Origin of the sequence: Pseudomonas sp. KBN12P06040 (assembly GCF_037574965.1) — a bacterium.
GTDB classification, from domain to species: Bacteria; Pseudomonadota; Gammaproteobacteria; order Pseudomonadales; family Pseudomonadaceae; genus Pseudomonas; species Pseudomonas aeruginosa.
This window is the reverse complement of the sequence record NZ_JBBELS010000002.1, coordinates 245,519-270,339: the sequence shown is the minus strand read 5'-3', so window position 1 is coordinate 270,339 and position 24,821 is coordinate 245,519. Positions and strand designations below refer to the sequence as shown.

The following is a 24,821-nucleotide window of genomic DNA, read 5'->3' as shown; positions in this document are numbered from 1 at the left end:
AAGCACCATGGATCTTGTTCAACTGCTTGACGCGATCCGCGCTTACTACGGCGATACCAGCCGCAGTCGCGAGGCCACCCGCGAAGGTCTTGAAGAGGCCCAGAGCGAAATCGAGACCCTGATCGACAGTTTGGCTGACTAGACAAAGCCTACCGGTGGCTTCTGGCACGCACTGATCAAATAGAAGATGGGCTGAAGTCATAACACTCCAGGAGAACCCCGACAGTGCATCAAACCCCTGAAACCGCCCCCCTCACGGCCATGACGGAGTCCCAAGTGCTGGCATGGATCGACGAGCAGACCTGGTATTCGGACCTGCACAAGCCTACCCCGTCGAACTTGCTGTATTTCGCACGCGCCAGGGGGAATGCCAACCTGACGGACATCGATGAACGCCGGTGGGTGCTATCCCATACCCCGGCCGGATATGAGTTGAAGTGCCTGGACTAACGCCTTCCCCGCCTGAGCCTGCCAGGTAAAACAGGCCCGATACCCTTGGCAGTTCGTCACGGCTCTGCCAGGGGGCATCGGAGAGAGAGTTGAATCGCGGTACCAGCTCGTTCTCCCATGCAGCCCGGAAAATTAGTTCGCCCCGCAGGGCGTAATGGAGCCCCTATGGCATTCGAGTACGTGCGCCAGCACTATCAAGTCCCAGCATGCGTTGGCCGGCGCGTTACCGCTTACGGTGAACCAGGCACGATCATGGCGGACCACGGCCATTACATCGGCGTGGTTTTGGATAGCGACCCGAAGAAGCGGATTCGGAATTACCACCCCACGGACGAGATGGTGTACGGGGAAGTTACGAGTGACCTCCCCCTCCGCCAGTTTGAAGTCCTGATCTGGGGGAGGAATTGGTGGGATTCTGCACGGCAAACCATGCAAGTTTGGGCTGCCAACCACGCCCAGGCCAAATACAAGGCGTACCAGGAACTGGATGACTGTTTCGAGGACGCAACTGCGATGTTCGGCTTCAAAGCCCGGCTGGCCTGATCATGCAAGTCAACGCGCGCGAATGCGAGGCTGCAGGGCTTGATCCGAAGGAGGTCCGCAGGATAGCTGCCGGACTGAGCCGTTATGCCCGCGAGGCTGCAGCCCTGGGTTTGGAGATCTTCGGCGGTTCAGGAACCGGTGACCTTCGTACCGAGGCAGATGCCCGACGCGCCGGACTGATTCTGGCACGCCTGGATGGATCGTTTAATGGTGGTGACGGTGCATCGGATTACGACGAAGACGGACTTCTCCGGGGCGAAAGCTGAGTACCGGGCGCCAATCAGAGGACATGTGCATGAGTGATGCAGCAAAGACCTTACTCCACCACGTGACTGGCTGGCGCTCCGGCGGTTGCGCCGATGAGCCGACCCGAGGCTACGCATTCCACGCAGCACGTGCTTGGGCACAGGCGATCATCGCCGGAGCCGAATAACGAACCGCTCTGTTCAGGAGCAACCAGAGAGACCCGATATGGAACAGCTGACTATCGATGGAAACCCGGTCGAAAAGACAATCAACCTTCGTTGTTTCCGAGTGGACGACCATGACTACTACGCCGCCGCCGACGAGGCCGAAGCCCTCCGACTGCACTCCGACCTGACGGGCATTGACTGTGAGGAAGTCGACAGTTGCACCGAGGTTGTCGGCGATCTGCTCGACAAACCATGGCAGGAAGAAGACAAACCAGGTGTCGCTGTCGGTACGCTTCGTCAATGGCTGGCCGAGGCCAAGGAACCTGGCTGGCTGGCCGGTACCGAGTAAGGAGCCGGTCATGACCACCGAAACCCATCGGGACTATCCCTCACTGGAGTGCCCACTGTGCGAGCGACTGACAAAGCCGCGGAGCCTGAACAAGGATGGCAGCGTCACCTACAGCTGCCCTCCTGACCATGTGAACCACGGCCAGCGATACACCTGGCGAATCGCAGAAGGCGGTGAACTGGTCGAGAAGCGGTAAGGAACCTATGAGCAAACTGTTCAATGCCGAAAAGGTATTGTGGCTCGCAGCCCAAGAGAAGCCCCTGCATGTATCCCCTAAGGAAGCCGCATGCTTCAGTGACCTAGACGGAATCGTCGAGGAGCGACTCGCCGCCGGCCATTTGGAAAAATGCGGCTCGGACGACTCGGGGGACTACTACCGCTGCACCAGGGCCGGCCTGATCGACCTCTACAAAATGAAGATCGCTTGGCGGAAGAAGAACGGCAAGTCGATCGAAAAGGAAATGGCCAAACTCAACGAACTGCTGGCCAGCGCCAGCTGATCTTACCTGTTCCATCGCCCGCGCCTGCCGGGTCCCCGCCGCAGGCCCGCTACCCCCTCGGGGGTATCGGAGAGTGCGATAACCAGCGTAAGCCGGCCACTCTCCAATACCCCTCACCTAAACCAGGCTGTTCAGGAGCAGATCCATGGCTGTGCCGATTAACTCTATTCAGGTTGGCCGCGTCTTCGAATTCCCTGGCGGCGCACGCCGTGTCGTGAAGCTTTCCCCACCGCTCGGTACCGGGTTCAACGTGGAGTGGGAGTACGCCGATGGTCAGAAACGCCAGGGTAAGCACGGCGGTTCCCAGTGGGTGCATTATTTCCGAAGGTCTGCGAAACGGGAACTGGTGGTAGACGGCCCCGGCGGTCAAACCCGTGCACTGCGAACTTCCGAAGTTGTTCCTGTCCTGGACGCACCCATCGACGTCTCCATCCATACGACCTGCCCTAGAAAGTGGGCCTTCGTGGACCTGGAGACGGGTGAGGTCTGGAAGCACGACGGACAGACGTTCATCCGCGCTTCCACTGATGAGGTAAAATCGGTGACCCGTGCGCTTGGAAGCTGCTGAAAGCTGCCACGTCAGTTCAAATAATTAGAGACGAATCATGCGCAGCATATTCTCAAACCCAATCTTCGAGCTTGTAGTTGCCGGCATCGTCATTGCTGCGCTTGCCTCAGGCAGCATGTACATCTGCGCCAACCTGTTCGAAGAGTTCTATCTCCTCGCCCTCAAAAAGGGAGATACGGCATTGGTTGAACGAATCCAGCTCCAGATGGTGTTCGGTGCAGTTTTCAATCTGGTCGTTGTCTATTTTCTGCACAAACTCTACTCGGCCCTATTCCTTAGTGGGGCCAGGCTCAACGGGATGTCTGTCAACAGGGAGCCGATCATCCGATCAGCTCTCAACAAGGTGATGTTTGGCTCCTGCATCTTCGGCATGGCCTCTGTTCTGTCGGTCTTTACTCTGAAGTTCTGGAGGTAATCGCCTTGCGCTGGCAGCTAATTGAAGCAGTAGTCTTGGACAAGCCAGCCGAGGGCGATCCATGCAACGGTTGCGGCCTTTGCTGTATCGCTCAGGTCTGTGACCTCGGTATCGCGCTTGGTGATGATCGGAACTGCCGTGCATTGATCCAGAATGCGGACAACACCTTTTCTTGCGGCCTGGTGCTCGACCCTTACCGCTACTTGGACGCTGATGCCGTTAAGCCCTGGCGGATCATCGATGAGATGAGCGGGAGCAATGCTGGCGAGGAGGCGCTGAAGAAAATGAACGCCGAGGGCCTCGGCGCTGGGCGAGGCTGCGATTCCGATGATGAAGAGGCAGCGCAGATCCTCGAAGAGGCACATGCAAACTGGCAGTTGAATCTGCCTCTGCATTGATGCCCTTGTGGCACCCGCCCTAACCGGTATGGTTGGAATAGGGAGGATTGGAGAGCGGCCTGACCGGAACCCAGTAGCACCGTCCGCGGACACGGCCCCAGGGATGAGGCTGGGATAGCGCAAGATGCGCCCTCGCAGCGGCGGCAGAGAGCGCTGGCAGGTGTCAGCAGGCTGCTCTCCAATCCTCCCCCTACAGCCCCATCCTGGCGACAGTTCATTTCATGCAATCAGGGCCCAATATATGGCACAAAGCCTCGACGAATTCATCGAAGAGATGAAGAAGGACCTGGAGTCCTTCGCCTCGGAATACCGCAAGTCCCACGCGGAAAACCCGGAGCACTTCCCGCTTGTTCTCGACGACAACAACGAAGGGCTATGGCTGGAGTTTCTGGTGGACCATGCCACCAGGGATCGTAGTTAGGCATATTCCGGCAGCTACTGGTGGCACTCGACAGCTCCGGTAGGATAGCCCCATCAACTCAACCATTGGATGGAATAGAAAATGATCGTGAAGGTATCCCTCACCGCCGACGAACTCGCTGACATGGACATGACGGAGCAACAGTTTCATGACCACGTAGTGGCAGCCTTGGATGACGCGCAACCCGATCTGCCCGGGTTCAATGTCGAAGTAGAAATCCAGGACTGACCTATGGCCGCCAAGCAAGAGAAGTCGATCGCTTTCGAAGCAGGCCGCCAGGCCTACCACTGCGGGGTACCGCTTGAGCAGAGCGCACTCCGCAAACTGCGCATCGGCAGTGCCCAGTACGAAGATTATGTCGACGGCTACGAATGCGCGAAGGCAGAGACATCAAAGCGCCAGCAGTAATTCGTGGCGACCGCTTAGTAAAAGGCCCCTCAAAATTGAGGGGCCTTTGCGTTATGAAGCCATGCTCCCTTTCAAATTTCGCATGCGAAACTGCCAGCAGGGCTCCGAGGCCTCAATTTCACTCCAAATATCAAGAGCAGGGATAGTGGCACTCCCTCTGGGCCGTGACTATGGCAGCATCTTCTGCCATGGAACACACCACATGAAAACGCTGGATCTTCAAGGCAATCTGCTCAACCTGTACGTGGCCCTGGCAATGGGCGGCTTCGACGAGTCCTCTGGCAGCTGGGCACCCTTCGACTATTGGGAAGGCACAATCCGATATCGGAATCAGGAGTTCAGTCCCCTTCCGCGATCGGGGCTGCTGATCAACCGGCCGGTGAACCCCAAGCTTTCCGCGTCGCAGACCCTATTCACGGTTACTGCCTGGCCATCGTTTGGAATCAGTTCGGTCCCGAGGTTCCGGACGTATTTGAGTCGTCATGGGCAGGCTGTGTCCCTCTGGAGCACTACAATGTTCCGCTCGACACCTCGGTGGACTTTGACGGGGTTGTGCAGCCTCTGCAGGTTCAGAAAGCAGCGGAGATACTGCGCACATCGCCCCTTGATGCCAGCCAGGCCGGCCCGCTGATGCAAGCCGCTTTCTTCCTCGGAGTCCAAGTTGTCCAGATCAAACCCCAGGAGCCTGGGCGTCGCTGGTCGATCCAGGTGGGCAACAGGGCTGATAGTCAGATCCTGGCTTCAGCTCTCACCGCTGCTGGTATTGCTGCAGAAGCCGCCTCTCACCACGCCTTCCATGCGGTGTACTTCGAGTACGGGCAAGACTAGGACACTGGTCTCAACTGCAAAGACCTACGCCAGCAAAAAGCCCCTGCTTTGCAGGGGCTTTCTTCGCCGTTACTAGGATTCAAACCAACGGATCTGATGCCGGCGGATCAGCAAAGAGACTGGGCTGCTCTTCAACAGACATGCCTTCCGAAACTTGGAAGTGAATCCCGTCGTAGATAGCCTGAGCCTTCTTCGGACCGATCCCCTTCACCGCGCACAGCTGCTCCACCGACGCATTGATCACCGCATGTACGGAACGGAAGTGCTCGAGGAGTTTGCGCGCGGCAACTGGGCCACAACCATTCAAACCCTCCAAGGTGAATAAAGACTGGCCAACGCCGGCGGGCACCTTACCTTTGCGAGTGGCAGGCACGTAGTCGAGTCCTTCCTGCTCGTGCTTGGCTAGCCGGTAGATCATGCCTGCCGCACGCCTGGGGGCTTTGTACCAGAGCACTGTTTGTTGGAGCACGACCGCTAGGTAGCTCAGCGCTCCATCCAATGCATCAGGATGAATCTGAGCCCTGGTGGAGTAGACGTCGCCTTCAATCAGCCAGATCCGGCGCTTGAAGTTCATCATCATCTTGCTGGATTGGTTGATGAATCTGCCATCGGTAACGCTCATGCAGAAGTCGAGGGCGGTTTTCCGCTCCAGCACCAGATCGGCGCTCAGGACGTAGTCCCCAACCTCCAGATTCACGATTTCGACCTCTGCGCCCATCTCGCGCAGGGCGTCGGGAATACGTGATGGGACCTCCCGGGCGTCCACAAAGATCTTGACCATTGCCTTTCCTGACCGAATTTGGGGATCGACCTCAATATAACGGGTGACTCAGCTCTGACCACGTCGAAACACTGCCCTGGAGAGCAGGCCATTCAAGGCGATAAGCAGTTGTCTTGCAGGCTCGATATTTCTCAGGGTAGGGGTGGCGGCACACTCTCATCGCTGTAAAGATCGCTTCATCAACCAAATACGCGCTTTGGAGAGCTCCATGAACACCCTGACTTCCCCTGTAAAACAACTGGCCAATCTCGGCTACGACCTGGTCAATGGTGCCATGCGCTTTGAGGCCGCGATGTCGATGGGCGCCTCGATCATTGTCCGTGACGAAAATGGGAATGACCTGCAGATCAGCTGCAACGAAGGCAAGCTGGTTGTGGGCGCTGCCGTGGCAAAGCAAGGGCTGACCGTACCCGCCATGATGGTACGCCGCAATGATCGGCAACCCTGCGACAGCAAAGGTGGGATGAGCGTGACTCCGGCTCATGTCGCCAAGAAACCCAATGTGCCGGCGGCCATGCTGCGCCTGCTGGCACGCAGCCAAAAGTAATCCGGTCTAGGTCTAGAACCGGCCTGGCCAAACCCAGCATTCGGAGACAAACCATGCACATCAGCATTTTCCATTCGGTACAGGCACCCCTGGATGGCCACCGCTTCGCCTATGGAACCCTGGCAGAGGACTACCAGGGCGACGACGTGATCGCCAAAGTCGTGTTCTTCAACGGTACCGCCCAGATTGCTGGCCGGTGCAACGTGAACATCAACAAGGGCCTGATGCCCAGTTCCGAGGACATCATCAAGGCATACGTTGGCCGGCAATTCACCTTGCTGGACAACCAAGCGATCGTCGACGAGTTGCAGACAGCCTTGAAAGCTGAGTCGAAGAAGCGCGCGCAGGGTGTAGCGCACATCAATCTCGCAGTTCTCGCCGGCGAGGTGCTGCACTGGCGACAGCTTGGCTGCCTCCCTGAGAGCGGCAAGTTCAGAGATTTGGCCCGCATCTGCGCGGAATATGCCAGTAGTGGCTCTGAGTACCAGGAAGCCGAGCGCCTCGTTGAAATCGAAGCGTTAAAGCATGCCCAGTCGGCTCGGTAAATCGTAGAGGCCCTCAATGCTCGTTGACGATGATGATCTGTCGCTTGACCGGATGGACGACAATCCTTCGGAAATCGACGCTGACGAAGAAGCCCTTGATGCCCAGGACGATGAACTGGCATCCACATGGACGGATACCGAGGATTAATTGATGGCTCGGAAAGTAGAGAAAGCGCGCCGGCTTGAGGTGAGTGCAGGCTCGGCAGAATTGGTTTGTGTTCCCTCCGACAATTTCGATTTCAACGTGAAGGCCTGCGCAGATGCGGTCGCGGCGTTTAAGAGAATCGATCCCACCCTGGCATTCAAGGATTGGGAGGAAGGCACCACCGGATACAGCATTGAGCGGGCACTCGCTGATGCTGCCCGGCGCTGCCGTGTAGTCACGGAGCGTGAAGGAGAAACCAGCTCTCGGCGTGCCGCGCGCCTTAAAGTGTTCCGGCCGGGACAAGAAGACCTGGAGTGTGTGAAAGCCTCGGACTACGACAAGGTGGTAAAGGCTTGTACCGCGGCGGCCAAGATTCTGGCTCGTCTGGACCCTGACCTGAATTTCAGGGACTGGCAGGATGGTTCTGGCCGCATCATCGAGAAGGTCCTCGCCCCTGCCGCACGTAAGTGCAAAGCAGTGGCAGACGCAGAAGCCCTCTGATCTCCATTTTGGAAACTGAACTCATGGATGCGAACCTCAATCTCAAAGCGGCCCTGGCGGTCGCACTCAAGACGGCCGAGACTCAGCGCGCCACAGTACCTGCCTTGCCTGAAGGCTGGATTCAGGCTGCAAGCCAAGCATTCGTGGCTGATGACAGCCAGGCAATCGAAGCTGCAGCCTTGACCATCATCGATGCGCATTCTGGATACGCTGCCAGCTGGGACAAGCGCCCCTGGCTTGCTGACCTGCGCACCGCGGCGACAGAGCCACTCGCGCGGCGGCTGGCGAAACGCCTGGTTGCCGAGGAAGGCCATGAGCGCGCGCTGCATGCCTACATGCGCCGCACAGGTGCTGATGAGCCTCGAGCTCGCAGCGTACTGGCGAGCTTCTGATCCTCGTACCTGGTGGCACAGTCTGGCCGGCAGTACAAATTCGACATAGCTACCTACCAGAACAGAGGTCTAACGATGATCAACGAAACCACCTATGCAGGGATCAGCGTTCCCAAAAGCCTGATGGAACAGTGCAAGGCGCTTATCGCCAACGGAAAGGTGATTGACGCTATCAAGGCTTTCCGTGCTGAGACGGGGTGCAGCCTTCAGAATGCGCGCCGCGCCCTCGAGCTTTGAGCAAGGATCAGCTGCATCATGCGCCCTCAACAGAAAACTGTCCTGGGAAGCCACCCGACCAGCCTGCCGCCACCCAGTGATGACGAACTGGCCGACATGAAGGCCAGCGGCTACTTCTTGGACACCAAGAGATTCCCTTGCGGGCGCGTCGCCGGCGTTATCAAGTTCATGTTCACCTACGCCATCGTGGCCGACGTCACCGTAACGAGCTATTCAAGGCGTTGGTGCTATTCCGACCTGATGGCTACCCTCTGCGCCCTAGAGGACTGGGATGACTACGAGACCAGGCCCGAAGGTTGGCATCGAGAGACTCATTCTGGAGAGCGCCGGAGCGCTGACGGGAAGGTCGAGTTCTACTAAGAACGATGGTTGTGGCACCGTTCGACCAGCAAGATCATGGGCGCAGCGTTCCAATCCGCTGTCAAAACAAAAAATCACAAGGAGACTCACATGGAAACCAGGCTCTGGACTGTTGCCCGCTTCCCTGTTGGTAGTTGGACCACAGGTGGAAGGCCAGAGGATTCTGACTACGAATTCAGCGAGGTGTACCAGATCCCGGCGGAGAGCCGGGAGAAGGCCACCAAGAAGGCTCAGGCAGTTCGCTCCCGGCTTAAGAAGAAGGGCCTTCCCTTCCCGACCCAAAAACAACCTTACCGCGAAGATTTCAAGTAGCGGCAGACTGCAGGAAGGAGTTGAGCATGATGGAAGAGTTCAACGGTCGGCCATTGACCGACGAGCTACGCCGGTTGGCCAGGAAAAGCATCGGCGACTGTCAGACCGTCATGGTCCTGGCCGCCGACGCAATCCAGAATCGCACGCCGGCAGACTTCAAAGGCAGACCTCTCCACCTGGCCCTCGGCAGCTTGGCCCATCGGAATATGGGGGATGCCAAGACGGCGATGTTGGTCGCGGCCGATGTACTTGAAGCCAGGCTTACCCAGCCATGACATCTTTCATTGCCGCCGGCGTACGTTAGCCACTCGCAGTTAGGTAGTGGTGGTCGTATCCTCGATGGCTCCATCCCTCAGGAGCCATCATGGAAAGGGAACACTTCCTCGCCCAGCCAGATGTCGAACAATTTGTCCGCTGGCTGACCAACCACCTACCCACTCTCCAAGTACACCTCAAGTGCCTTCCCAGTCAGTTCGTTCCCAGGGGGCTAGATGTGCAAGTTCAAGGCATCGAAGCCGTACAGGGCCAATACCAATGGAAGGGCAAATGGGCAACAGTCAAAGTCCGGCTGGATGCTCTTCGGGAAGACCTCAGATCGGCAGTACAGGCCGAAGACCAGGACGATACGTTCAGCGCCTGTGCCGCCATTCTCGATTGGGGGAATGTGCCGTCTTCGAAGGGCTTTCTCCTGGAACTCAGCCAGAATGGCCAATTGGTCAAGTACCTGACCGACCGGCAACCCCTTTTGAGCCCTGCAGGCACTCAGAAGCTTTCAGATCTCACCAAACAACGGTTCAGCAGATTCAACTCGGGCCTGACTAAAGTCCATGCGCTTTTGGATACGGATGGTTCCCCCATCTATGACGGAAGAGTCGGGGCGGCGATCGCTATGCTCTACCACCTGTATAGGGGTTCGTCAGAGGCTCGGGCCGCCGGCCAGGCTTCGCACCGGATGTTCGGCTGGGGACCGGGGCTCGACGATCCAGAATCTGACAGGATTCGACAGATCCGCAATCCCGCAATGCTCGGGCGCGGTTACAACGGGACTCCCCAGCTCCTCTACCAAAGCCCTCACATTTGGGCGCAGCGCCAGCTGATCCTGGGCTGGATCATGCGAGCCGTGCTCGAGCGGACTACCTTGTTCAAAGGTGAGGACAGTTCCCTGGCTCACCGGTGCCATGCCTTAGAAGCAGGGCTCTTCATGATGGGCTATGACCTTCGCGCGCTGATCCCTGGGGGGTGGTCGATACCTGACCCGAAAAAGAAGGTCTATCGTCGCCGCAGGGATGCTGGCACACCTCTGGTAGCCTGACGATATGACTTGTCCGAACTACTAGATCAGGATCATCAAATGGAATTCCACGAAGTTGTCCGTCTCGTCAGCACCGTTTCCACGCATGCAGCCAAGGTGCTGTCGGAGGCACTGGCCAAACCCCGTGCCGGCGATTGGCTGGCGCTGGTCGACGATGAGGCCCTGCAAGCGCACTCCGCGATGGAGCAAGCCTTGCGGGAGGTGCGCGAATTGAAGCGCAAAGTGAGTGAAGACGCTCCGGAAGAGGCTTACGACTTCCTGAGCCGCTGCGACAACACCTTCGAATACTCGCTGGCCACCATCACTCCTCGCCGTGGAGATGAACCGGCGGAGGCTCATGCTGGCCGTGCAGGATCAGCTAACCGGCAGTTGACCTACCTGGTGAAGCTGGCTGGCGTTTACATCACGGCATGGGATGAGAATGACGCACAGATGCGCGACTACTTCGAAAGTGGTTGCCTCTGCATCCTGAAGGACAAGACCCTGCAGAAAGCGCCAGCCGAAATGTCCAACGAAGACGCAGTGAAGCTCTACATGGACAATTGCAAATGCAGCCGGCACCCGGAGCATGGTCTCCGGAAGGGTTAACCCTACTCGCCTTCCCCAACGTTGCCCTCGTTGCGTTGGTCGCCCAGTACCTGCTGGGCGACCTGCTCGATGAACTCGAACACCTCCTCAGGCACCGTGTACTGGAACTGCTTTCGCCGGTTTTTCGAAACGATCCCCTGGTTGGTCAGGCACATCATTACCAGCTGTGCCAACTCACTGCCGCGAACATCAAATCGCTCGTCTACGGCCCTATAGACAGCGTCAAAGCACTCCAAGAACGCAGTTTCCTCCCTTAGCTCAACCTCCAATGCATGTCTGGCCATTACCATAGTGAAGGTCACGCAAGGCGTAGCATCCCAGAAGCGGTATACCGCCGGGTGCCCGCGGAACTGGAAGGCTAGTTGGCCATAGTCGATCCACTGCACATCCCAGAAGTCTCGTACCGGGCGCGAGAACGTCTGTAGCGCTTCCAGGTACATGCGCTCTTCTCGCTTCATGGCCACGGACACAGGCAGCAGTAGACCATTCTCCAGCGCGCCGGCACGGCAAAGCGCTTGGTGGATGAGGAAACGAGAAAGCCGGCCATTGCCGTCCATGAATGGATGCAGGAATACGAAACCGAAGGAGATGATTCCCGCGGCAACAAGTGGATCGATCTGCATGGGGGCCTCGTTGGCAAACCCCATCAGGCTCTCCATCAGTTCCCTGCAGAGCTCAGGTGGCGGCGGCACATATGTCACCCCTGCAGCACCTTGAAGAGCGCCAGCGAGGTGGTTCTGTTCATGCCGGAAGGCAGCGGCAAGATCGTAAGGATTTGCGACTGTCGCGTTTTGGAGCCCAACCAGGTATTCCTCAGTCAGCGGTTGGCGCTCATGGGCCTGGCGCAGCAGTTGGATAAAGCGCCGTGACTTGTCTTCCGTTGGAGCCTCACGCTCGATCGCGAAACTGTCCTTCGTCTCGCTCAGGTAGGCCCAGTTGATGGCGCGATCCATCATTCCCGGCGGAAGAGACTCCATGAAAGCTTTCGCGCGGCCAAGAATATCGTGCTCGAGCAGCTCGGTTATGGCAGGCGTCCGCTCCACGGTGGCGCAGTAGGTGAGATCGCCAAGGCCATTGAATTCAACTCGCCACTTCGAGTTCCGATTGCCCGGCCTTGTGATGTAGCGCTCCGGATCGAACAAGTGGACGAAGGGCCCGCGGACGGGGGAATGCTGGGCCAGTTGCTCGCCGGTGAAGGCTTCTCTCAAGAAGCTGGCCTTTCTGATATAGATCCCGTTGGGTGCGGCCTGTAGCGCCCGCTCAAACTCTTCAACCGGAATCCGCGGGAGCGTTTGTGCGAGAATCGAAAGGTTGATGCCCTCATGCTTTAGGGCAAACAGCACATTCCCCAGTATGTCCTCCGGGGCTGGTGCGATGGCAGGCGGTACGGCCAGGGTTTGGCCGATGCGCTCAAGACGAGTCACAGGCTGTACAATGGCTGGAAGACTTAGTGGTACAGCCGAGAGCGCCAGCCGCTCGTGAAGAAGTGCGTATCCTGCTGCCTGCATCCTGGAATTCCTTACATTTCCACCCTGGTTCCCAAGTTTTTCTTCACTCGGCCAAGAAAATCTTTAGTTCTGGGGAGTATGCCGATTTTTTCTTTACCTGCCAGCTTCAATCCGAAACAGGGGTAACGAAAATCTTACCCTCCGTCGCTTCTGCCACATCCCTCACCCGCTGACGATATGCCTCATCAACCACGAATGAGGTTTTCATCATGCAACTGCGCAACACCACCGACCAAGACATCCACCTGTCCGCCGATCAGCTCGAGCAGAAATACAGCCCCGCCGGCGGCGGCCAACACCCGACGTTCACCCGTGAAGACTGGCGCAACGCCGTCGTAGCAGACGACACCACCAGCGGCTACTGGTCCTGGGTAAATGGCCAGATCCAGTCGCTCCTTGATGACTCCCTTCTCGAGCCCAGCGCCAGCAAGGTGGTTGAACCCTCCATGGACCTGGTGGCTGACGAGAAAGGCGTCCGCCAACTGCACTTCGTAGCAACCATCCATGGCAGCGTGGACGTGAACGATGGCAAACCAGGTAGCCCGAGCGTCACCGAGAGCGAACTCGGTCGCCAGATCAGCGATTCCATCAACACCATGATCGGCAATGGTGGCCTGACCGAGGACACTCCGGCCGTCGTCGACAGCAAATCGGTCAGCATCTGCGTCGCCGAGGTGCTCCATACCTCCCAGCAGACCATCTCCATGCTTCGTGAACAGGGCTACGCCGTTGTGCTGTTCAACAAAGACGAACTGGGCAATGCCAGTGCATCTGCACTTCAAAACCGCCTCATCGAATTGGCCTCCGACGAGATCCAGTACTTGCAACCTGCAGAGTGATTTTCAGCGCCCTGACTTGGAGTGAGCCCTGGCAGCCCGGATGGTTTACTCGCTCGACCTTGTGAATTTGCGGAGTTGAATGGATATGACCGAACAAGCCCTCATGGCAACCGAAGCCCTTCCGACCCAGACCTACCGCGATCCCCGCGATGGGAAAGTCATCTGGAGCAACAATGGAGAGGCCTGGCACAACGAAACCCTGGCCGAAGTCCTCAAGCGCAACGACCACCTGCTGGTGGGTTCCACCGTCTTCCGCGGCGAAATGCAGTATCCCGATCCTGCAGACTACGTCCCCGACGTCGATGACGTCCTCATTCACATGCAAGAAGAGGCAGAGGGAAGTGACTGCGGCGAATGGGTGGAGGACTACCCGGAGCCTTCTGATGAAGCGAAAGCCGAGCTGAAGGCTCTGCTTGAACCGATCAAAGCTTGGGCGCGCCTGCATTGCCGTCCCGACTTCGGTCTTGTCGAGAACGTCCAGGAGCACGTTCTTACCCAGGAAGACATCGATCAGGCCATGGAGACCGAGGCGTGAACACCTACATTCCCTCCCAGACTACTCCCAACCGGCTTGGTGCTGATTCCCGCGCTTGGTCTGCTCGGGTTCGAGCAGAGATGCAGGAAATGCTCCAGGAATGGTTCAACTCTGCCACTCAGTGCGAGGAAGCCGACGTCGACCACGAGTTCAATCGTGCCCTGGAGCACCTGATGATTTTCGCGGAGCGCCCCCAGGACCTGGTTGCTGAAGACGCCTCCTACGATCTGGCCACACTCCCACGCTTCGACCAATTTTGCGAAGAAAGTGAAACTGCTCGCTTGTCTGGTGAAGGCGCCTTCATCCGCTATGAACATGCGGCACAACTCGTTCGCGCATTGGAACTCAAGGTCTCCCAGGCTGACTTTAACTACGACAGCGATCGGGCTGCCTGGCAACGTCGGGAAGCCGAACTGCTGGCGCTCCTGGGCTCCCCGACCACTACCCCAATTCACCAGTGTCGAGAGATGCACAACCCGCTTTGGGAAGATTGCACTACTGAAGACGCTGAGAAGGCGCGCGCAGAGGGCCTGGAGGTTCGTACCATGTACTGCCTCCCTGAAGACGCTGTACGGGTGGGGTTGGAGCAGGAGAACCAAGATCTACGCTTGCAGTGTGGCGGCATGGAAATGACCATCGATGAGCTCCGCGGCTCGCTCCGTCAGCTCCAGCACCAGCTGGCCGAGATCTCGACGGACGCAGTTCAAGGCGTTGAACCGGTTGCGAAGTGCGGCCGCGGCCCGGTGGCCTCTTTCTGCCACCTGACGGACTATGGTCGCCAAGTGCTGCCCGAGGGGCGGCATTCTCTCTACCTGGCGGCCCAAGTAAAGAACGGTGTCCTGCTGATCCCCGACAATCTGCTCAGTCACCGACAAAGCTGGCGTGCAGCGTTCGAGCGCCTGATTGAGCTGGAACCAGAAAGCCATCAACCTGATTGTGATGAACGTGGATTCTGGAAGCATGAGTTGAGGGCATTCGACCATATGTACGCCGATCTGGACCGCATTAAGGCAGCGCACCGCGACAAGGTGTGATGCCTTCTGCTGAATAGCATCGGGCAAGCCTGAACGCCTCACACCGCGCAAACCCAGTGGGGCGCTACCGGCCCCACTCCCCTTCAACCGGCTCAAAGCCCCCGAGTACCTCTCCGTTTCGTATAATCGGAAGTTTGTTGGCCACGTAACCGACACTCTCCCATGCATTTCGATCTCAATTCCCTTGCTGAGCATCAGCACGAAGGCCTCAACGGCACCTTGCAGGTATTCCAACGGGGGAACCGTGCCCAGGTTCACATGGCATGCGGCACGGGCAAGACCCGCTTGGGCCAAGCAGTGGCGTTCGCGACTGCTGCTGATTGTGTCCTGGTACTCCTGCCTTCGCTTTCGCTGATCAGCCAGACACTGGCCGCCTGGATCAGCCTTGGTCAACTCCCTTTGGATCGCATCCTATGCGTCTGCAGCGACCCATCCGTTGCGGAGAGTGAGGATGAGGATGTGGGCATCGTGGACCTGCCGGTAGAGGTCACGACAGATCCATTGGCTATTGGGACGTTTATCGAGCGGCGGTCGACCGGCCCGCTTTATGTCTTCTGCACCTATCACTCAGTTCCCACCCTCGCCGCAGGCCTACCGGTCGGGTTTCTCTTCGACCTGGGAATTTTCGATGAGGCGCATAGGACCGCCGGCTACGTCGACGCTGGCTTCACCTTCGCGCTCCATGACCATTCGACCCTGAAAATTGGAAAACGACTGTTCCTCACCGCGACGCCAAAGCATCTGCCGGAAACCGCGCGAGCAGGCTTCGAGGTCTACTCGATGTGCAACGAAGAGGTGTACGGCCCGGTGGCCTACCACCTTTCGATGCAGGAAGCGATCGCCCGCGGGATCATTTGCGATTTCCAGGTGATCATCACCGTTGTGGGGGACTCAGGGCCCAAGCTACGCGATGCGTACGAAGTTGTGGAGGAAGACTGGGCAGGGGCCAACGCTACAATCCATGCCGTAGAACTGGTCAGGGCGATGCAGCAAGTCGGAGCCCGCAAGGCCTTCACGTTCCACAATTTCATTTCACAGTCGCGCCTGTTCAGTGACACCTTGAACAAGGTGGGAGATCGACTCGCCCCCGGTATTCAGGGTTGGCACGTCGACGGCAGGATGGCCGGTAGCGAACGTCACCTGATCTTGAGGCAGTTCATAGAATGCGACATGGGCGTCGTCTCGAATGCCCGTTGCCTTTCCGAAGGGACCGATGCACCGGTCGTTGATATGGTCGGCTTCCTCGATCCGAAGGAGTCTTCAACCGATATCGTCCAGGCCCTCGGCCGGGCCTTGCGTCGTGCCCCTGGAAAACTGAAAGGGTATGTTCTGCTCCCTGTCCGCTTGAAGCTTGGGCACGGAGAAACCGTCCAACAGGCCCTTGCGCGATCTTCGATGAAGCACATCTGGAGAGTGCTCTCGACGGTGGCCGAGCTGGATGACCGGATAAAGGACGAACTGGTGCAGATCCGCCGGCGGGTTGATCCCGATTCGTGGGGAATTACTCCAGTCAGCTCCCTGCTCGACAAGCTGGAGGTGCACGCCCCGGCCGAACTGCTCGAGGCGGTGAAGGAGTTCATCCAGCACCAACTGGTTGACCGCCTCACAGTGTCTTGGGAAACCTCATTCGGTCATCTGCAACGGTATCTGGAGGAGTTTGGGCATTGCGCCGTGCCTAAGCGGTACGTGACAGCCAATGGCTCCCGTCTTGGGCTCTGGTGCGCCCAGCAGCGGACCCTACACGCTCAAGGAGTTCTGGCAGATGACCGGCGCGTTCAACTCGAAGCGATCGGATTCGATTTCGATCCACACGCCACGTCTTGGGCCGAAGCATTCCAGGAACTGAGGCAGTACAAGAGGAATCAGGGCCATGCAAACGTCCCAGCCGGCCACGTCACTGGGACCGGGCGCAACCTCGGGACCTGGTGCAGCGAACAGCGAAAGGCCTACCGCGCTGGCAGGCTCTCCGATAGTCGCGAGGAGCAGCTCCGGTCTGAAGGATTCGCTTTTGATGTCAACGAAGACCTCTGGGAAGAGAACTTCAAGGCCCTGCAGGCCTTCATCGAGCAGAATGGACACAGCAACGTCCCGGAAACCGTAGAGGGATCTCGGGGCATCAAGCTAGCCGACTGGTTGAGGAACCAGAGAACGCGCCGAATCACTTTGGCAAGAAAGCGGCGGCTCGAAGGGGTGGGAGTCAGCCTGCAGGCTGTAGCTGAATCATCCTGGGAGGATGGTTTTGAAGCCCTCCTTGAATACTTTGAGGACACGTTGAGTCCCAGCCCGCCTCTGGAATACGAGAGCCCCGGTGGGTTTGCGCTAGGCACCTGGGTGAGTTACCAGCGCCAGCGCTATCAAGCCGGAAAGCTGGAGTTGAACCGCGTATCCAGGCTTGAGCGCCTCGGGTTCGTGTTCAACATGGAGTCAGCCGCGTTCGAAGACGGCCTGATGCAACTCCGTCTGTTCCAGTCCACTCATGGCCATTGCGACGTTCCGACCACTTATGTGACCGCGGCCGGCTACAAACTCGGCTCGTGGTGTTCGAACCAACGCACCAGGTTGAAATCCCGGCCCGAAGATCCGCGGGCAAAGGCATTGATTGATCTGGGCTTTAAGATGGACCCGATTGCAGCAGCCTGGGAAAAGCATTTCACCCTAGCCACGGCGTACGTGGCCGAACATGGCTCAATGCCCTCTACCTACCAAGCCTCTTCCGGTGAGAAGGTGGGAGCCTGGCTCTACCGGCAACAGCAAAAGCTGAAGAAGGGCACGTTGCCAGAGGAGCAGGCCAGGCTGCTTGCAGATTCAGGCTTGGCCTGACTCAGTCCTTCTTGGGAGCGGTGCGTCGCCACTTCTTAACCTGGCCCTCGCGGTACTTTCGCTCCGCGTTTCCGTTCCAGCGGGCCATGACATAGGAATGATCTTCAGCCACCTCGGTAACGAGAACCCTGTAGACCGCCTGCCGGCGGAGAGTGGTATTGCCGGCCTTCTGCGAGACGACATCGTAAAGGACATCGTCCTTCTTCAGCGCGGTGATGGCGACCATGTTCTGAACTCCTTGTTGGTGGCTTGATTGCCTAGAGTCGGCATCATTCCTCGGTGCAGATTGTGCCAGAAGCCTCGGCTGATTCGGAAAGGTGGCCGAGTAGTGGCCTTTTGCAAGCAAATCACGTTGATCTGTTCGCCGACCCTTGATAAATTCGCCTCGTTTACTGCCTGAAATTGCTTTTAGGCACCGCTCCTACGCCCTTGCATTCAAGGGGGTTTGAGCGGATCACTCGGTTGGCAGAATTCTGCAAATCTGGTGATAGATCCACCCAGGCACCACAACCACGCGCAGTCATGCAACCTGCTGACTGCCAGTCCCCTCGCGGCTGATTCTTTGGCCGCGCGCCAGGAATCTGCCTTAGATCCCTGGCAACCGAGCCCTGGGATTCATCGTCCTTTGCTCGGAATGGAGACTCCTCATGAAAAACCTTTTCCTGATCGCCCTCATCGGCCTCGTGATCTATGCAGTTCACTCCCAAAAAGTGGAGAAGGCTGCAGAAGATGCTGCACTCGCTCAGGCTTGCAACGCTGAACGACTCGCTGCACTGAACCACAAGCCGGGTGATTCGATCCCTAAGCGGAACCTCGCCTGCATCTCTTTTGAATCCAATAAAGAGAAAACGGTGTATGCTCCTCAGGGCTGACCTTAAGCTGCTCGCCCCTGGCTGTTGCGCTAGGTTTCCTGGGTGCAGTTCCCTCGGGACCGGCACCATCAGGGTGAAGTTGTGATGCCTCTAAACCTACCCCGCCAGGGGTAGGTTTTCCTTTTTCTGCGGCCCTCTCTATCTATCTCGCCTTTGTCGATCGCCTTCATCCCAGGTGATGAACTCCAGCCCTTCCACTTCACTTGAACCCGCCGGCAAGAGGCATAGCCTATCCGCCACTGGATGCTGTTGGCACACCAAGTCCTGCGAGAGGATATCGGCTCCAGCTGCCCTATCCCCAAGGAGGAAACTAGGTGAGCAAGCAAGAACGTCTGGAGCACGCCAACCAGCTGATCCAAGTCATCGCCCGGCACGGCCGGCGCTTTTTCTTCGATGATACGACCAACACCACTGCCCGACTGGAGCTCGACCAGCGCGGCAAAGTGTGGTTTCACGACCACTACTCCAAAGCCCGGGTTTACACCCACCCTGCAACATTCGGGAACGGCTGGCACGGTTTTACCCACGGCGGAACCATGCGGAGTCTGGTTGAAGCGATGCGTGACTACATCCAACACGGCCGCCAGATCCCCGTGTTCTGGCTCGGTTTTCAGCGACAGTCCGACAAGTCCAATATCTGGGGCTATGAGGACGAGGCGATGTCCGCCGTCAGGATGGAAGGCAGCGCCCTTCCCATCATCCACGGGAAACCTGAAGAGGTGTTCGACTGATGGCAGAGTTCACCTTCACCGCGCACCTCTACAAGAATTTCGGCATCGCACTCCAGGTCTGGGATGAGGAAAGCCTTCCCTACTGCACACTCTCTGTGAACATTCCGGATGCCCTGTTGAAAACGGATGAATTCTGCGTCAACTGGGATGTCGACGAAGACCTGGCACAGCAGCTCCTGGCCACCGGCCGATTCGAGGACACCGGACTCGCCTGTACTGCCGGTCATGCCGTTGCACCGATCTGGCGTTTAGTCTGCCCGGAGTTGCTCGAGCATGTACGGCAGCAGCGGGATCTCGCGCGGCACCACGTTCAGCAATCCTGACTGGCATCCCCTCAATGGTCCATGCCACTGGGCATGAGCTGGGCCTCAAGTACGGAACGAACTTTTGGCCCGTTTCATGCCTACCTCATCTCCATCAAATGGAGTTTCCCCACGAAGGAACGCACTACCCTCATGCAAGACCCTGTTCAAATCGAAAAACTTCTTCGCGCCAGAGAGCGCATCCTCGCTTTCATCGACCTTGACCAAAGAGCCCTAGAGCGCACTCCCGGAATTCAAGCGCTGGAGCTATCCCTGACGAGCTGGCGTCGCCAACTCGTGAGCATCGACTCCAAATTCACCGCGCTGACGGGGCTCTCTCCGCAGCAATACCAAGCGGAAAGCTGATCAGCCCCTCGGATTTCGGGGCTTTGGCGTTATGATGTCGGCCATCTAACTCCCCGATCCGAACCTATGAATGAACTGATCTCAACCATCGACGTTTCCAGCTTGCCGAAGCGAGAGGCACTGGAGGCGACTGCCCAGGAAAATGCCTTCCGCATCGCACGGGACGCTCCCTGGATAGTGAATGCAGGCGAAATGGCGGCTGAAATCGGTGATCAGAAGGGTAGTCTCAAGGCGAAATACATGCGTCTTCGGAAGCTTGGCGATCGGATTGCAGAGGCCATCGGCCCTCATTCGGCCTGCCAGAAGACCTGCAGCCACTGCTGCCATATCGCGGTGGCCATCCATGAAGTTGAGGCCGACATCATCGCCGAGGCGACTGGCAGGAAGCGCACCCAGTCTCCCTCCGGGGAGCCGGTAGGTGAACTCGCCAACCGTTACTTCCGGCAACCCTGTCCCTTCCTGAAGCAGAATGCCTGCTCTATCTACAACTCCAGGCCCATGGCGTGCAGGCTTCACTTCTCCATTTCGGGCACCAATGCTATGTGCGATACGCGCATCGCCCCTGTCGACTCGACGGCGATCAATCTGAACCTCAATGACTTTTGGTTCGGATACATGTCCGTGATGCACGTGTCGCCGATGGAAGATGTTCGGCACTACTTCCCCAATCCCCAAACCAGGAAATGAACCACCGTATGGATACTGTTGGCCGTGCCCGCCCACAAACATGCACCCGGAGTCTGGACGAACTGATCGCACGTCGCAGCAAAATCGACAGGTATGCCTTTGCGCTGGCCGCAACTGCGATCGCGCTGGGGTTCATCGGATACCAGGCTCCCTCCGCTGTTGCTCGCCACCTGGGCTTGGTTGGGATGATCGTGAGTGTCTTCTCGACGACCTACCTGATCGACATGGCCGACGGAATGACGAACACCGTCCGCGCGCTGACGCCGAAAAAGGGCCAGAGCCTCAAGACTGTACCCACCCCTCCCCAACACCAGCCGACCCAAGCTGCGTGAATTCCACAGCCGGTGACTGCAGCGCCGGCTACGGCTTCTGGCACGCGAGCCCGCCTCCGAGACTGGGCGAAACTCAAACAGTCCATGAGGTTCACCATGCACAAGTTTCGACGCTCTCTGATGGCGGACGAGATATTCGAAGGTACTGATCTTCGCACCCAATGGGAGCTCCACGCCCCTATCGACAAACGCACATTCTTCGCCCTGGGCGATATCCTGATCTGCTTAGGTTGGATGACCTGGTGCGTTATCGGTGATGGTCGTCAACTGCTGGAAGCAAGCCTATCCACAGCAGTCGTTTTCTGGATATCGAACACCATTGCAGCGATATGCCTCTTGCTTGCCTTCAACCGGATCGGCAAGGCCATGGAGATAACAAGGGAATATAAGCGCCAGGCCGCCCTCCTCAACAACTGGCTTGCCCAGGGTTCGTATGACCATATCAGCGTCGACCATGGCGTTCTGCAGCTGGAAATCCAGACATTCCCGCTCGACAGACTTCAGATCACGGCTGTTCATGGAGAGCTTGACCCAGACTCCATTCCCTCCCTGACTGTCTATGGTGTGACCAGGGACAGCCACCAGACGAAAGACAGCCGCGGCAATCGACATTCGCATTTCGTGGTTGCGGTCGACTTCCTAATCGGCCATCAAGAAGCTGGAAGGCGTGTGGCGGAGGCAATGGCATTCGTTGGGAACGAAGCTGTTGGTACCAGGTTACAGCGGGGTTTCGGTGACGCTGCCGGCGAGCAATTGCTACGGGCCTTGAACGAGAAAGCCAGAGACTTCAGCCCAGTCTAGGAATTTCCGCCCCCCATTTTCGCTTTTCATGGCCCAGATCAGGGAATGAAATAGAGGCTAGGGCTCCTGGCCCTATAAACGTCCGTTTCCTACCGTGCTCCCGAGAGGCAAGCCATGGAAAGCGAGAATCACCGTCAGACGCCAGCACTCCCCGCCGTGACCTTGGACCATGTTCAGGGCTTTGGGGAGCAACTCTGTAGAGCCATTCGTGAGCTACGGTGTGACCCGGAGTTCAGTGCAAAGAATCTTCGCACCGCATATCAGCAGGGCCACAAGGATGCTCTCGAGCAAGCTGAAGACGCCACCCGTGAGGCGCTTGAGCGACTAATGAATGGGCTCGCCGGCGGGGATAGTGGCACCGCGCAGAGTGGGTGAGCATGGCTCAAATTCACCATTGAGCTACTGTCATGTCGAACCTTATCCCCGCAGAAATCCTGGCCCCAGAAGTAGGGGCTCTTGTCAATTACGGCACCGACAGTTTCGGCAAGGAACCAGGTCGGTACCGGGTAACCGGCTACATGTGCCGCGTGGAATCGAAACCTGATTTCGGTGACGACTTCCTTGGCGAGATCCTCTTCGACTCTTGCAGGGACTTCCAGGGCGGCAAGATGCGTTACTGCCTTCGCGAGCAGGCAACGCATGTGACCTTGACCGGTATCGCCGGCGCAATCGCCCCCATAGAAGAATGCACCGTCACGGGCATGGTTCCGTGGCCCGACGAATTGCTGAAAGAGGCTCGAGAGAAAGCCCGAAGAAAAGGTGAGCGCGGTGAAATGCTGTTCTGATCATTCGCTGGGCGTCGAACGGTCAGAGACTGAACGTCTGGATTGGGTTCTGAAGTATCGACCTGAGTTCTCTGACGGTTTCCTTCGTGTTCGACTGGAGGCTGCAGCGGCACCTGATGGGCTCTCGGGCATGTTCATGGCTGTCGGCTTAGATGCCAGGAGCTGCATCGATAACGCCCTCGCAGGCTTCCTGGTGCGACTCAGATAGCCCCATCAAAAAGGCCGGCAAAGCCGGCCTTCGTGTCTTTGCCTTGATCATCCTTGCGCCGGTGGTTGCACCTCCCCTCTCTTGCACAGCGGTTTGAGTGCTGCACGGAGAATCTGCCACCAACTCATCACGGGCGGTTGTGGATGGCGGTGAATCCCTTCTATTTGCACCTCACCGTCCGCTGGTACCGCCAGGAATCTCCTGGTAGAGCGCACGACGCGGGCCGTAAACTGGTTTTGGAAGCCAAACCGGCACCCCATAGCCAGCATGACCAGCGTGGTGCCGCCCGCGATCAGGTATCCGAACGCAGCATATGCCAGAACCAGCTCGTGAGGAGATCGCAGCTGGAAGTCACGATCGAATTCAACTGGCGAGCTAAGAGCGTCGAACACCAGTAGAAGCAACGCAACCGCCGGGGCACACATCACTGCGAGCTTCAGCATCCGAAGCGCCGTTTTCAGGACTTCCACACCCTGGGAGACATACACCACCCAGTCGCGCTTCACCGTCGCGGTGATCTGCTCCATTTCCTCGTGGGGGACCTGCCCTACCTCCACGCCATTCACATAAACCAACCAGTCGATTTCCGGCTTTGCCATTCAGGCCTCCTATTAGGGATTGGCAAGGCGCGACGACCTTGCATCCATGAGGCTATTCCGCCTGTATAGCTGGTACCAACCAAAGTACCCGTCTCCAATTCACGAACCGCTTCTGGCACACCCCTGACCACCGTGTAATGACCTCATCAACACAACGGCCACAGGTGTCCACCTATGAAGATTACGAACTCATTCACCCGCCAGGTTGGCCAGCTGGAGAACACTGATGATCCAGCCACCCCGATCCTGTTCAGGTCGATCCATCCTGCCCAGGACCAAGATCTGCTGAGCAGCATTCAACACGACGTGGGCCTGGCTCCCGGGCTTGCCCTGCTCTATGACGACGAGCATGTCCTCATCTATGACCAAGAGGAGGTCAACCTCCTTCCAAGTGAGCACCAGAATTTCTATCGCGCTGCCAGTAGCGCCAGCACCTGGCTTGGGATTGCCTGGGAGCTCTGCGTAAACACCGACAACCCGGACTCACCGATCGAGGTACTTTCAAGCGGCTGCCGCGAGCACATCGAGCGTCTGGCAACTGCCCTCAATGATTCGATCCAGCCCTCCACTTCGGTACTCGTCCCTCTGCGCAGTGTCGTTCATGAGGTGGACCCGAATGGCAGCCTGTATGCCGTGACCTGCAGACTCGCAGATGATGATGATGATTCTGTCTATCACGTGCGCTGTGCGGATGAGGGAACCGCCCAGGAAGTGGCAATCCGCAACCTCTACGAAGAGGCGGGCTCTAGCCCGGACCCCACTGCTGAAGGTCATCGTCAGCACTACATCATCACCTCCCAACTGGTCGCCACCCCGGTCGCGAGCACCATCTAACCCCTACGCCCCGGGCTGACCGGGGCTCATCGTCCTGGAGTCTTCCACGTGTCCTACCGCGTAATCCCCAATGAGCATGCTGTACAGCATTTGGAACTGAAGATCGGTCGCCAAAGCTCGAACTTCGCAAACAACCTGTATTCGGTCATGAATTCGCTGATGGAGGGCAAGTTTTCTGGCGGTCTCTGGGAGCTCCGCGAGTACAACAACGGTGCAGTTGCCATGGTTCTGCCGCAAGCAGACCGTGTGGTGGTCGCATCGCAGGCTTGCCAGCGCAATCTGGAGATGTCCCTGGAGGCCCTGTCCCTCATCGCGAATTCCATGCTTCTCGTAGGCCTTTGCGAACAAGCGGCCTTTCATGGTCATGAGGAAGAAGCACTACACCTGCGAAATCTCAACGACGTACTGCGCGATGCGGTCGATGGTCTCATGACTTGCGTGCTGAGGGACGGAGAGCTGCAGGAACCCACAGAAGCGGATCGCCTTATGCCGATGGCAAAGCATCCGGAAAGGGCTCAGTTCCGTCGGTTCATCGACTGAGTAAGGGGCCTGAAA

42 protein-coding genes are annotated in these 24,821 nt (G+C 57.9%); 38 read left to right on the top strand and 4 right to left on the bottom strand.

Annotated elements, in window-relative coordinates; genetic code table 11:
* Positions 1–7: 7 nt before the first annotated feature.
* The 13 genes from VQ067_RS32025 to VQ067_RS31965 all read left to right on the top strand — a co-directional run bounded on the left by VQ067_RS32025 (position 8) and on the right by VQ067_RS31965 (position 4,465).
* Entirely contained in the window at positions 8–142 is a 135-nt protein-coding gene (locus tag VQ067_RS32025) for a hypothetical protein (protein WP_010794363.1), read from the top strand.
* A 134-nt stretch (positions 143–276) separates the two neighbouring features.
* Positions 277–450, top strand: a complete 174-nt coding sequence (locus VQ067_RS32020; protein WP_162835984.1) for a hypothetical protein — start codon at positions 277–279, stop codon at positions 448–450.
* Between the two features lie 165 nt (positions 451–615).
* Positions 616–993, top strand: coding sequence for a hypothetical protein (locus tag VQ067_RS32015; RefSeq protein ID WP_010794365.1), 378 nt, complete (start codon positions 616–618; stop codon positions 991–993).
* A gap of 2 nt (positions 994–995) precedes the next feature.
* Positions 996–1,259, top strand: coding sequence for a hypothetical protein (locus VQ067_RS32010; RefSeq protein WP_060476988.1), 264 nt, complete (start codon positions 996–998; stop codon positions 1,257–1,259).
* 205 nt (positions 1,260–1,464) lie between these two features.
* Entirely contained in the window at positions 1,465–1,755 is a 291-nt protein-coding gene (locus VQ067_RS32005; protein ID WP_021018544.1) for a hypothetical protein, read from the top strand.
* 10 nt (positions 1,756–1,765) lie between these two features.
* Positions 1,766–1,951, top strand: a complete 186-nt coding sequence (locus tag VQ067_RS32000; RefSeq protein WP_021018543.1) for a hypothetical protein — start codon at positions 1,766–1,768, stop codon at positions 1,949–1,951.
* Positions 1,952–1,958: 7 nt separating this feature from the next.
* Positions 1,959–2,255: a hypothetical protein gene (locus VQ067_RS31995; protein ID WP_010792831.1), complete on the top strand. Its 297-nt coding sequence runs from the start codon at positions 1,959–1,961 to the stop codon at positions 2,253–2,255.
* A 145-nt stretch (positions 2,256–2,400) separates the two neighbouring features.
* Positions 2,401–2,823 (top strand): hypothetical protein, encoded by a 423-nt coding sequence (locus VQ067_RS31990; protein ID WP_021018542.1) that lies wholly within the window; start codon positions 2,401–2,403, stop codon positions 2,821–2,823.
* A gap of 37 nt (positions 2,824–2,860) precedes the next feature.
* Entirely contained in the window at positions 2,861–3,238 is a 378-nt protein-coding gene (locus VQ067_RS31985) for a hypothetical protein (RefSeq protein WP_021018541.1), read from the top strand.
* Between the two features lie 35 nt (positions 3,239–3,273).
* Positions 3,274–3,636, top strand: coding sequence for a hypothetical protein (locus tag VQ067_RS31980; RefSeq protein WP_225877066.1), 363 nt, complete (start codon positions 3,274–3,276; stop codon positions 3,634–3,636).
* Positions 3,637–3,877: 241 nt separating this feature from the next.
* A complete protein-coding gene (locus VQ067_RS31975) occupies positions 3,878–4,057 on the top strand; it encodes a hypothetical protein (protein WP_010794374.1) in 180 nt (59 codons plus the stop codon).
* 81 nt (positions 4,058–4,138) lie between these two features.
* Positions 4,139–4,285 carry a hypothetical protein gene (locus VQ067_RS31970; RefSeq protein WP_010792826.1) on the top strand — a complete coding sequence of 49 codons (147 nt, stop codon included), beginning with the start codon at positions 4,139–4,141 and terminating at the stop codon, positions 4,283–4,285.
* 3 nt (positions 4,286–4,288) lie between these two features.
* Complete coding sequence (locus VQ067_RS31965) at positions 4,289–4,465, top strand: hypothetical protein (RefSeq protein ID WP_010794375.1); 177 nt, start codon at positions 4,289–4,291, stop codon at positions 4,463–4,465.
* A 907-nt stretch (positions 4,466–5,372) separates the two neighbouring features.
* Here VQ067_RS31965 and VQ067_RS31960 read toward each other — a convergent pair.
* Positions 5,373–6,074: an ERCC4 domain-containing protein gene (locus tag VQ067_RS31960; protein WP_021018537.1), complete on the bottom strand. Its 702-nt coding sequence runs from the start codon at positions 6,072–6,074 to the stop codon at positions 5,373–5,375.
* A gap of 208 nt (positions 6,075–6,282) precedes the next feature.
* Between VQ067_RS31960 and VQ067_RS31955 the strand changes: the two genes are divergently transcribed.
* From VQ067_RS31955 to VQ067_RS31905, 11 genes are all read left to right on the top strand, one after another.
* Positions 6,283–6,621 (top strand): hypothetical protein, encoded by a 339-nt coding sequence (locus tag VQ067_RS31955; RefSeq protein WP_021018536.1) that lies wholly within the window; start codon positions 6,283–6,285, stop codon positions 6,619–6,621.
* 53 nt (positions 6,622–6,674) lie between these two features.
* Entirely contained in the window at positions 6,675–7,166 is a 492-nt protein-coding gene (locus VQ067_RS31950; RefSeq protein ID WP_021018535.1) for a hypothetical protein, read from the top strand.
* A 16-nt stretch (positions 7,167–7,182) separates the two neighbouring features.
* Positions 7,183–7,314, top strand: coding sequence for a hypothetical protein (locus tag VQ067_RS31945; RefSeq protein WP_010792820.1), 132 nt, complete (start codon positions 7,183–7,185; stop codon positions 7,312–7,314).
* Positions 7,315–7,317: 3 nt separating this feature from the next.
* Complete coding sequence (locus tag VQ067_RS31940) at positions 7,318–7,812, top strand: hypothetical protein (RefSeq protein WP_021018534.1); 495 nt, start codon at positions 7,318–7,320, stop codon at positions 7,810–7,812.
* 23 nt (positions 7,813–7,835) lie between these two features.
* A complete protein-coding gene (locus VQ067_RS31935) occupies positions 7,836–8,204 on the top strand; it encodes a hypothetical protein (protein WP_010792818.1) in 369 nt (122 codons plus the stop codon).
* 75 nt (positions 8,205–8,279) lie between these two features.
* Complete coding sequence (locus VQ067_RS31930) at positions 8,280–8,441, top strand: hypothetical protein (RefSeq protein ID WP_019484790.1); 162 nt, start codon at positions 8,280–8,282, stop codon at positions 8,439–8,441.
* 18 nt (positions 8,442–8,459) lie between these two features.
* Complete coding sequence (locus tag VQ067_RS31925) at positions 8,460–8,801, top strand: hypothetical protein (RefSeq protein ID WP_010792816.1); 342 nt, start codon at positions 8,460–8,462, stop codon at positions 8,799–8,801.
* A gap of 90 nt (positions 8,802–8,891) precedes the next feature.
* Complete coding sequence (locus VQ067_RS31920) at positions 8,892–9,113, top strand: hypothetical protein (RefSeq protein ID WP_043313031.1); 222 nt, start codon at positions 8,892–8,894, stop codon at positions 9,111–9,113.
* Positions 9,114–9,139: 26 nt separating this feature from the next.
* Complete coding sequence (locus tag VQ067_RS31915) at positions 9,140–9,388, top strand: hypothetical protein (protein ID WP_043313032.1); 249 nt, start codon at positions 9,140–9,142, stop codon at positions 9,386–9,388.
* An 89-nt stretch (positions 9,389–9,477) separates the two neighbouring features.
* The gene (locus tag VQ067_RS31910) at positions 9,478–10,425 is read left to right on the top strand and encodes a hypothetical protein (protein WP_043313034.1); all 948 of its coding nucleotides are present in this window, start codon (positions 9,478–9,480) and stop codon (positions 10,423–10,425) included.
* A 39-nt stretch (positions 10,426–10,464) separates the two neighbouring features.
* On the top strand, positions 10,465–11,013 hold the full coding sequence (locus tag VQ067_RS31905; protein WP_044060658.1) for a hypothetical protein: 549 nt from the start codon (positions 10,465–10,467) through the stop codon (positions 11,011–11,013).
* A gap of 2 nt (positions 11,014–11,015) precedes the next feature.
* On the opposite strand, the gene VQ067_RS31900 is transcribed toward VQ067_RS31905, so the two are convergent.
* Positions 11,016–12,521 carry a Fic family protein gene (locus VQ067_RS31900; RefSeq protein WP_043313036.1) on the bottom strand — a complete coding sequence of 502 codons (1,506 nt, stop codon included), beginning with the start codon at positions 12,519–12,521 and terminating at the stop codon, positions 11,016–11,018.
* Between the two features lie 209 nt (positions 12,522–12,730).
* Between VQ067_RS31900 and VQ067_RS31895 the strand changes: the two genes are divergently transcribed.
* From VQ067_RS31895 to VQ067_RS31880, 4 genes are all read left to right on the top strand, one after another.
* Positions 12,731–13,360, top strand: coding sequence for a hypothetical protein (locus VQ067_RS31895; RefSeq protein ID WP_210674567.1), 630 nt, complete (start codon positions 12,731–12,733; stop codon positions 13,358–13,360).
* 85 nt (positions 13,361–13,445) lie between these two features.
* Positions 13,446–13,895: a hypothetical protein gene (locus tag VQ067_RS31890; RefSeq protein WP_043313118.1), complete on the top strand. Its 450-nt coding sequence runs from the start codon at positions 13,446–13,448 to the stop codon at positions 13,893–13,895.
* Entirely contained in the window at positions 13,892–14,929 is a 1,038-nt protein-coding gene (locus tag VQ067_RS31885) for a hypothetical protein (protein ID WP_228778166.1), read from the top strand. The genes VQ067_RS31890 and VQ067_RS31885 overlap by 4 nt, the downstream gene beginning before the upstream one ends.
* A gap of 162 nt (positions 14,930–15,091) precedes the next feature.
* Positions 15,092–17,749, top strand: a complete 2,658-nt coding sequence (locus VQ067_RS31880; RefSeq protein WP_043313038.1) for a DEAD/DEAH box helicase — start codon at positions 15,092–15,094, stop codon at positions 17,747–17,749.
* Position 17,750: 1 nt separating this feature from the next.
* Here VQ067_RS31880 and VQ067_RS31875 read toward each other — a convergent pair whose 3' ends face one another.
* The gene (locus VQ067_RS31875) at positions 17,751–17,975 is read right to left on the bottom strand and encodes a hypothetical protein (protein ID WP_052267637.1); all 225 of its coding nucleotides are present in this window, start codon (positions 17,973–17,975) and stop codon (positions 17,751–17,753) included.
* 421 nt (positions 17,976–18,396) lie between these two features.
* Here VQ067_RS31875 and VQ067_RS31870 point away from each other — a divergent pair, with 421 nt between their 5' ends.
* From VQ067_RS31870 to VQ067_RS31835, 8 genes are all read left to right on the top strand, one after another.
* The gene (locus tag VQ067_RS31870; RefSeq protein ID WP_043313040.1) at positions 18,397–18,621 is read left to right on the top strand and encodes a hypothetical protein; all 225 of its coding nucleotides are present in this window, start codon (positions 18,397–18,399) and stop codon (positions 18,619–18,621) included.
* Positions 18,622–18,935: 314 nt separating this feature from the next.
* On the top strand, positions 18,936–19,352 hold the full coding sequence (locus VQ067_RS31865) for a hypothetical protein (protein ID WP_023111049.1): 417 nt from the start codon (positions 18,936–18,938) through the stop codon (positions 19,350–19,352).
* Positions 19,352–19,675: a hypothetical protein gene (locus tag VQ067_RS31860; protein ID WP_043313044.1), complete on the top strand. Its 324-nt coding sequence runs from the start codon at positions 19,352–19,354 to the stop codon at positions 19,673–19,675. Before VQ067_RS31865 ends, VQ067_RS31860 begins: the two co-directional genes overlap by 1 nt.
* A 132-nt stretch (positions 19,676–19,807) precedes the next feature.
* Positions 19,808–20,020: a hypothetical protein gene (locus VQ067_RS31855; RefSeq protein WP_043313046.1), complete on the top strand. Its 213-nt coding sequence runs from the start codon at positions 19,808–19,810 to the stop codon at positions 20,018–20,020.
* A gap of 66 nt (positions 20,021–20,086) precedes the next feature.
* The gene (locus VQ067_RS31850; RefSeq protein ID WP_043313048.1) at positions 20,087–20,707 is read left to right on the top strand and encodes a YkgJ family cysteine cluster protein; all 621 of its coding nucleotides are present in this window, start codon (positions 20,087–20,089) and stop codon (positions 20,705–20,707) included.
* An 8-nt stretch (positions 20,708–20,715) separates the two neighbouring features.
* On the top strand, positions 20,716–21,039 hold the full coding sequence (locus VQ067_RS31845) for a hypothetical protein (RefSeq protein WP_043313050.1): 324 nt from the start codon (positions 20,716–20,718) through the stop codon (positions 21,037–21,039).
* Between the two features lie 96 nt (positions 21,040–21,135).
* A complete protein-coding gene (locus tag VQ067_RS31840) occupies positions 21,136–21,840 on the top strand; it encodes a hypothetical protein (RefSeq protein ID WP_043313051.1) in 705 nt (234 codons plus the stop codon).
* 407 nt (positions 21,841–22,247) lie between these two features.
* Positions 22,248–22,625 (top strand): hypothetical protein, encoded by a 378-nt coding sequence (locus VQ067_RS31835; RefSeq protein ID WP_023111044.1) that lies wholly within the window; start codon positions 22,248–22,250, stop codon positions 22,623–22,625.
* A gap of 255 nt (positions 22,626–22,880) precedes the next feature.
* Here the strand turns inward: VQ067_RS31835 and VQ067_RS31830 are convergent, their stop codons facing one another.
* Entirely contained in the window at positions 22,881–23,432 is a 552-nt protein-coding gene (locus VQ067_RS31830) for a hypothetical protein (RefSeq protein WP_043313053.1), read from the bottom strand.
* A gap of 174 nt (positions 23,433–23,606) precedes the next feature.
* On the opposite strand from VQ067_RS31830, the gene VQ067_RS31825 reads away from it, so the two are divergent.
* A complete protein-coding gene (locus VQ067_RS31825) occupies positions 23,607–24,266 on the top strand; it encodes a hypothetical protein (RefSeq protein WP_019437735.1) in 660 nt (219 codons plus the stop codon).
* 48 nt (positions 24,267–24,314) lie between these two features.
* Positions 24,315–24,806: a hypothetical protein gene (locus tag VQ067_RS31820; RefSeq protein WP_019437736.1), complete on the top strand. Its 492-nt coding sequence runs from the start codon at positions 24,315–24,317 to the stop codon at positions 24,804–24,806.
* The last annotated feature ends 15 nt before the right edge of the window (positions 24,807–24,821 follow it).

Bases quoted from the DNA above. Each gene is read 5' to 3' on its own strand.
- VQ067_RS32025 (WP_010794363.1), top strand. From the start codon at position 8: ATGGATCTTGTTCAACTGCTTGACGCGATCCGCGCTTACTACGGCGAT.
- VQ067_RS32015 (WP_010794365.1), top strand. From the start codon at position 616: ATGGCATTCGAGTACGTGCGCCAGCACTATCAAGTCCCAGCATGCGTT.
- VQ067_RS32010 (WP_060476988.1), top strand. From the start codon at position 996: ATGCAAGTCAACGCGCGCGAATGCGAGGCTGCAGGGCTTGATCCGAAG.
- VQ067_RS32005 (WP_021018544.1), top strand. From the start codon at position 1,465: ATGGAACAGCTGACTATCGATGGAAACCCGGTCGAAAAGACAATCAAC.
- VQ067_RS32000 (WP_021018543.1), top strand. From the start codon at position 1,766: ATGACCACCGAAACCCATCGGGACTATCCCTCACTGGAGTGCCCACTG.
- VQ067_RS31995 (WP_010792831.1), top strand. From the start codon at position 1,959: ATGAGCAAACTGTTCAATGCCGAAAAGGTATTGTGGCTCGCAGCCCAA.
- VQ067_RS31990 (WP_021018542.1), top strand. From the start codon at position 2,401: ATGGCTGTGCCGATTAACTCTATTCAGGTTGGCCGCGTCTTCGAATTC.
- VQ067_RS31985 (WP_021018541.1), top strand. From the start codon at position 2,861: ATGCGCAGCATATTCTCAAACCCAATCTTCGAGCTTGTAGTTGCCGGC.
- VQ067_RS31975 (WP_010794374.1), top strand. From the start codon at position 3,878: ATGGCACAAAGCCTCGACGAATTCATCGAAGAGATGAAGAAGGACCTG.
- VQ067_RS31970 (WP_010792826.1), top strand. From the start codon at position 4,139: ATGATCGTGAAGGTATCCCTCACCGCCGACGAACTCGCTGACATGGAC.
- VQ067_RS31965 (WP_010794375.1), top strand. From the start codon at position 4,289: ATGGCCGCCAAGCAAGAGAAGTCGATCGCTTTCGAAGCAGGCCGCCAG.
- VQ067_RS31960 (WP_021018537.1), bottom strand. From the start codon at position 6,074: ATGGTCAAGATCTTTGTGGACGCCCGGGAGGTCCCATCACGTATTCCC.
- VQ067_RS31955 (WP_021018536.1), top strand. From the start codon at position 6,283: ATGAACACCCTGACTTCCCCTGTAAAACAACTGGCCAATCTCGGCTAC.
- VQ067_RS31950 (WP_021018535.1), top strand. From the start codon at position 6,675: ATGCACATCAGCATTTTCCATTCGGTACAGGCACCCCTGGATGGCCAC.
- VQ067_RS31945 (WP_010792820.1), top strand. From the start codon at position 7,183: ATGCTCGTTGACGATGATGATCTGTCGCTTGACCGGATGGACGACAAT.
- VQ067_RS31940 (WP_021018534.1), top strand. From the start codon at position 7,318: ATGGCTCGGAAAGTAGAGAAAGCGCGCCGGCTTGAGGTGAGTGCAGGC.
- VQ067_RS31935 (WP_010792818.1), top strand. From the start codon at position 7,836: ATGGATGCGAACCTCAATCTCAAAGCGGCCCTGGCGGTCGCACTCAAG.
- VQ067_RS31930 (WP_019484790.1), top strand. From the start codon at position 8,280: ATGATCAACGAAACCACCTATGCAGGGATCAGCGTTCCCAAAAGCCTG.
- VQ067_RS31925 (WP_010792816.1), top strand. From the start codon at position 8,460: ATGCGCCCTCAACAGAAAACTGTCCTGGGAAGCCACCCGACCAGCCTG.
- VQ067_RS31920 (WP_043313031.1), top strand. From the start codon at position 8,892: ATGGAAACCAGGCTCTGGACTGTTGCCCGCTTCCCTGTTGGTAGTTGG.
- VQ067_RS31915 (WP_043313032.1), top strand. From the start codon at position 9,140: ATGATGGAAGAGTTCAACGGTCGGCCATTGACCGACGAGCTACGCCGG.
- VQ067_RS31910 (WP_043313034.1), top strand. From the start codon at position 9,478: ATGGAAAGGGAACACTTCCTCGCCCAGCCAGATGTCGAACAATTTGTC.
- VQ067_RS31905 (WP_044060658.1), top strand. From the start codon at position 10,465: ATGGAATTCCACGAAGTTGTCCGTCTCGTCAGCACCGTTTCCACGCAT.
- VQ067_RS31900 (WP_043313036.1), bottom strand. From the start codon at position 12,521: ATGCAGGCAGCAGGATACGCACTTCTTCACGAGCGGCTGGCGCTCTCG.
- VQ067_RS31895 (WP_210674567.1), top strand. From the start codon at position 12,731: ATGCAACTGCGCAACACCACCGACCAAGACATCCACCTGTCCGCCGAT.
- VQ067_RS31890 (WP_043313118.1), top strand. From the start codon at position 13,446: ATGACCGAACAAGCCCTCATGGCAACCGAAGCCCTTCCGACCCAGACC.
- VQ067_RS31880 (WP_043313038.1), top strand. From the start codon at position 15,092: ATGCATTTCGATCTCAATTCCCTTGCTGAGCATCAGCACGAAGGCCTC.
- VQ067_RS31875 (WP_052267637.1), bottom strand. From the start codon at position 17,975: ATGGTCGCCATCACCGCGCTGAAGAAGGACGATGTCCTTTACGATGTC.
- VQ067_RS31870 (WP_043313040.1), top strand. From the start codon at position 18,397: ATGAAAAACCTTTTCCTGATCGCCCTCATCGGCCTCGTGATCTATGCA.
- VQ067_RS31860 (WP_043313044.1), top strand. From the start codon at position 19,352: ATGGCAGAGTTCACCTTCACCGCGCACCTCTACAAGAATTTCGGCATC.
- VQ067_RS31855 (WP_043313046.1), top strand. From the start codon at position 19,808: ATGCAAGACCCTGTTCAAATCGAAAAACTTCTTCGCGCCAGAGAGCGC.
- VQ067_RS31850 (WP_043313048.1), top strand. From the start codon at position 20,087: ATGAATGAACTGATCTCAACCATCGACGTTTCCAGCTTGCCGAAGCGA.
- VQ067_RS31845 (WP_043313050.1), top strand. From the start codon at position 20,716: ATGGATACTGTTGGCCGTGCCCGCCCACAAACATGCACCCGGAGTCTG.
- VQ067_RS31840 (WP_043313051.1), top strand. From the start codon at position 21,136: ATGCACAAGTTTCGACGCTCTCTGATGGCGGACGAGATATTCGAAGGT.
- VQ067_RS31835 (WP_023111044.1), top strand. From the start codon at position 22,248: ATGTCGAACCTTATCCCCGCAGAAATCCTGGCCCCAGAAGTAGGGGCT.
- VQ067_RS31830 (WP_043313053.1), bottom strand. From the start codon at position 23,432: ATGGCAAAGCCGGAAATCGACTGGTTGGTTTATGTGAATGGCGTGGAG.
- VQ067_RS31825 (WP_019437735.1), top strand. From the start codon at position 23,607: ATGAAGATTACGAACTCATTCACCCGCCAGGTTGGCCAGCTGGAGAAC.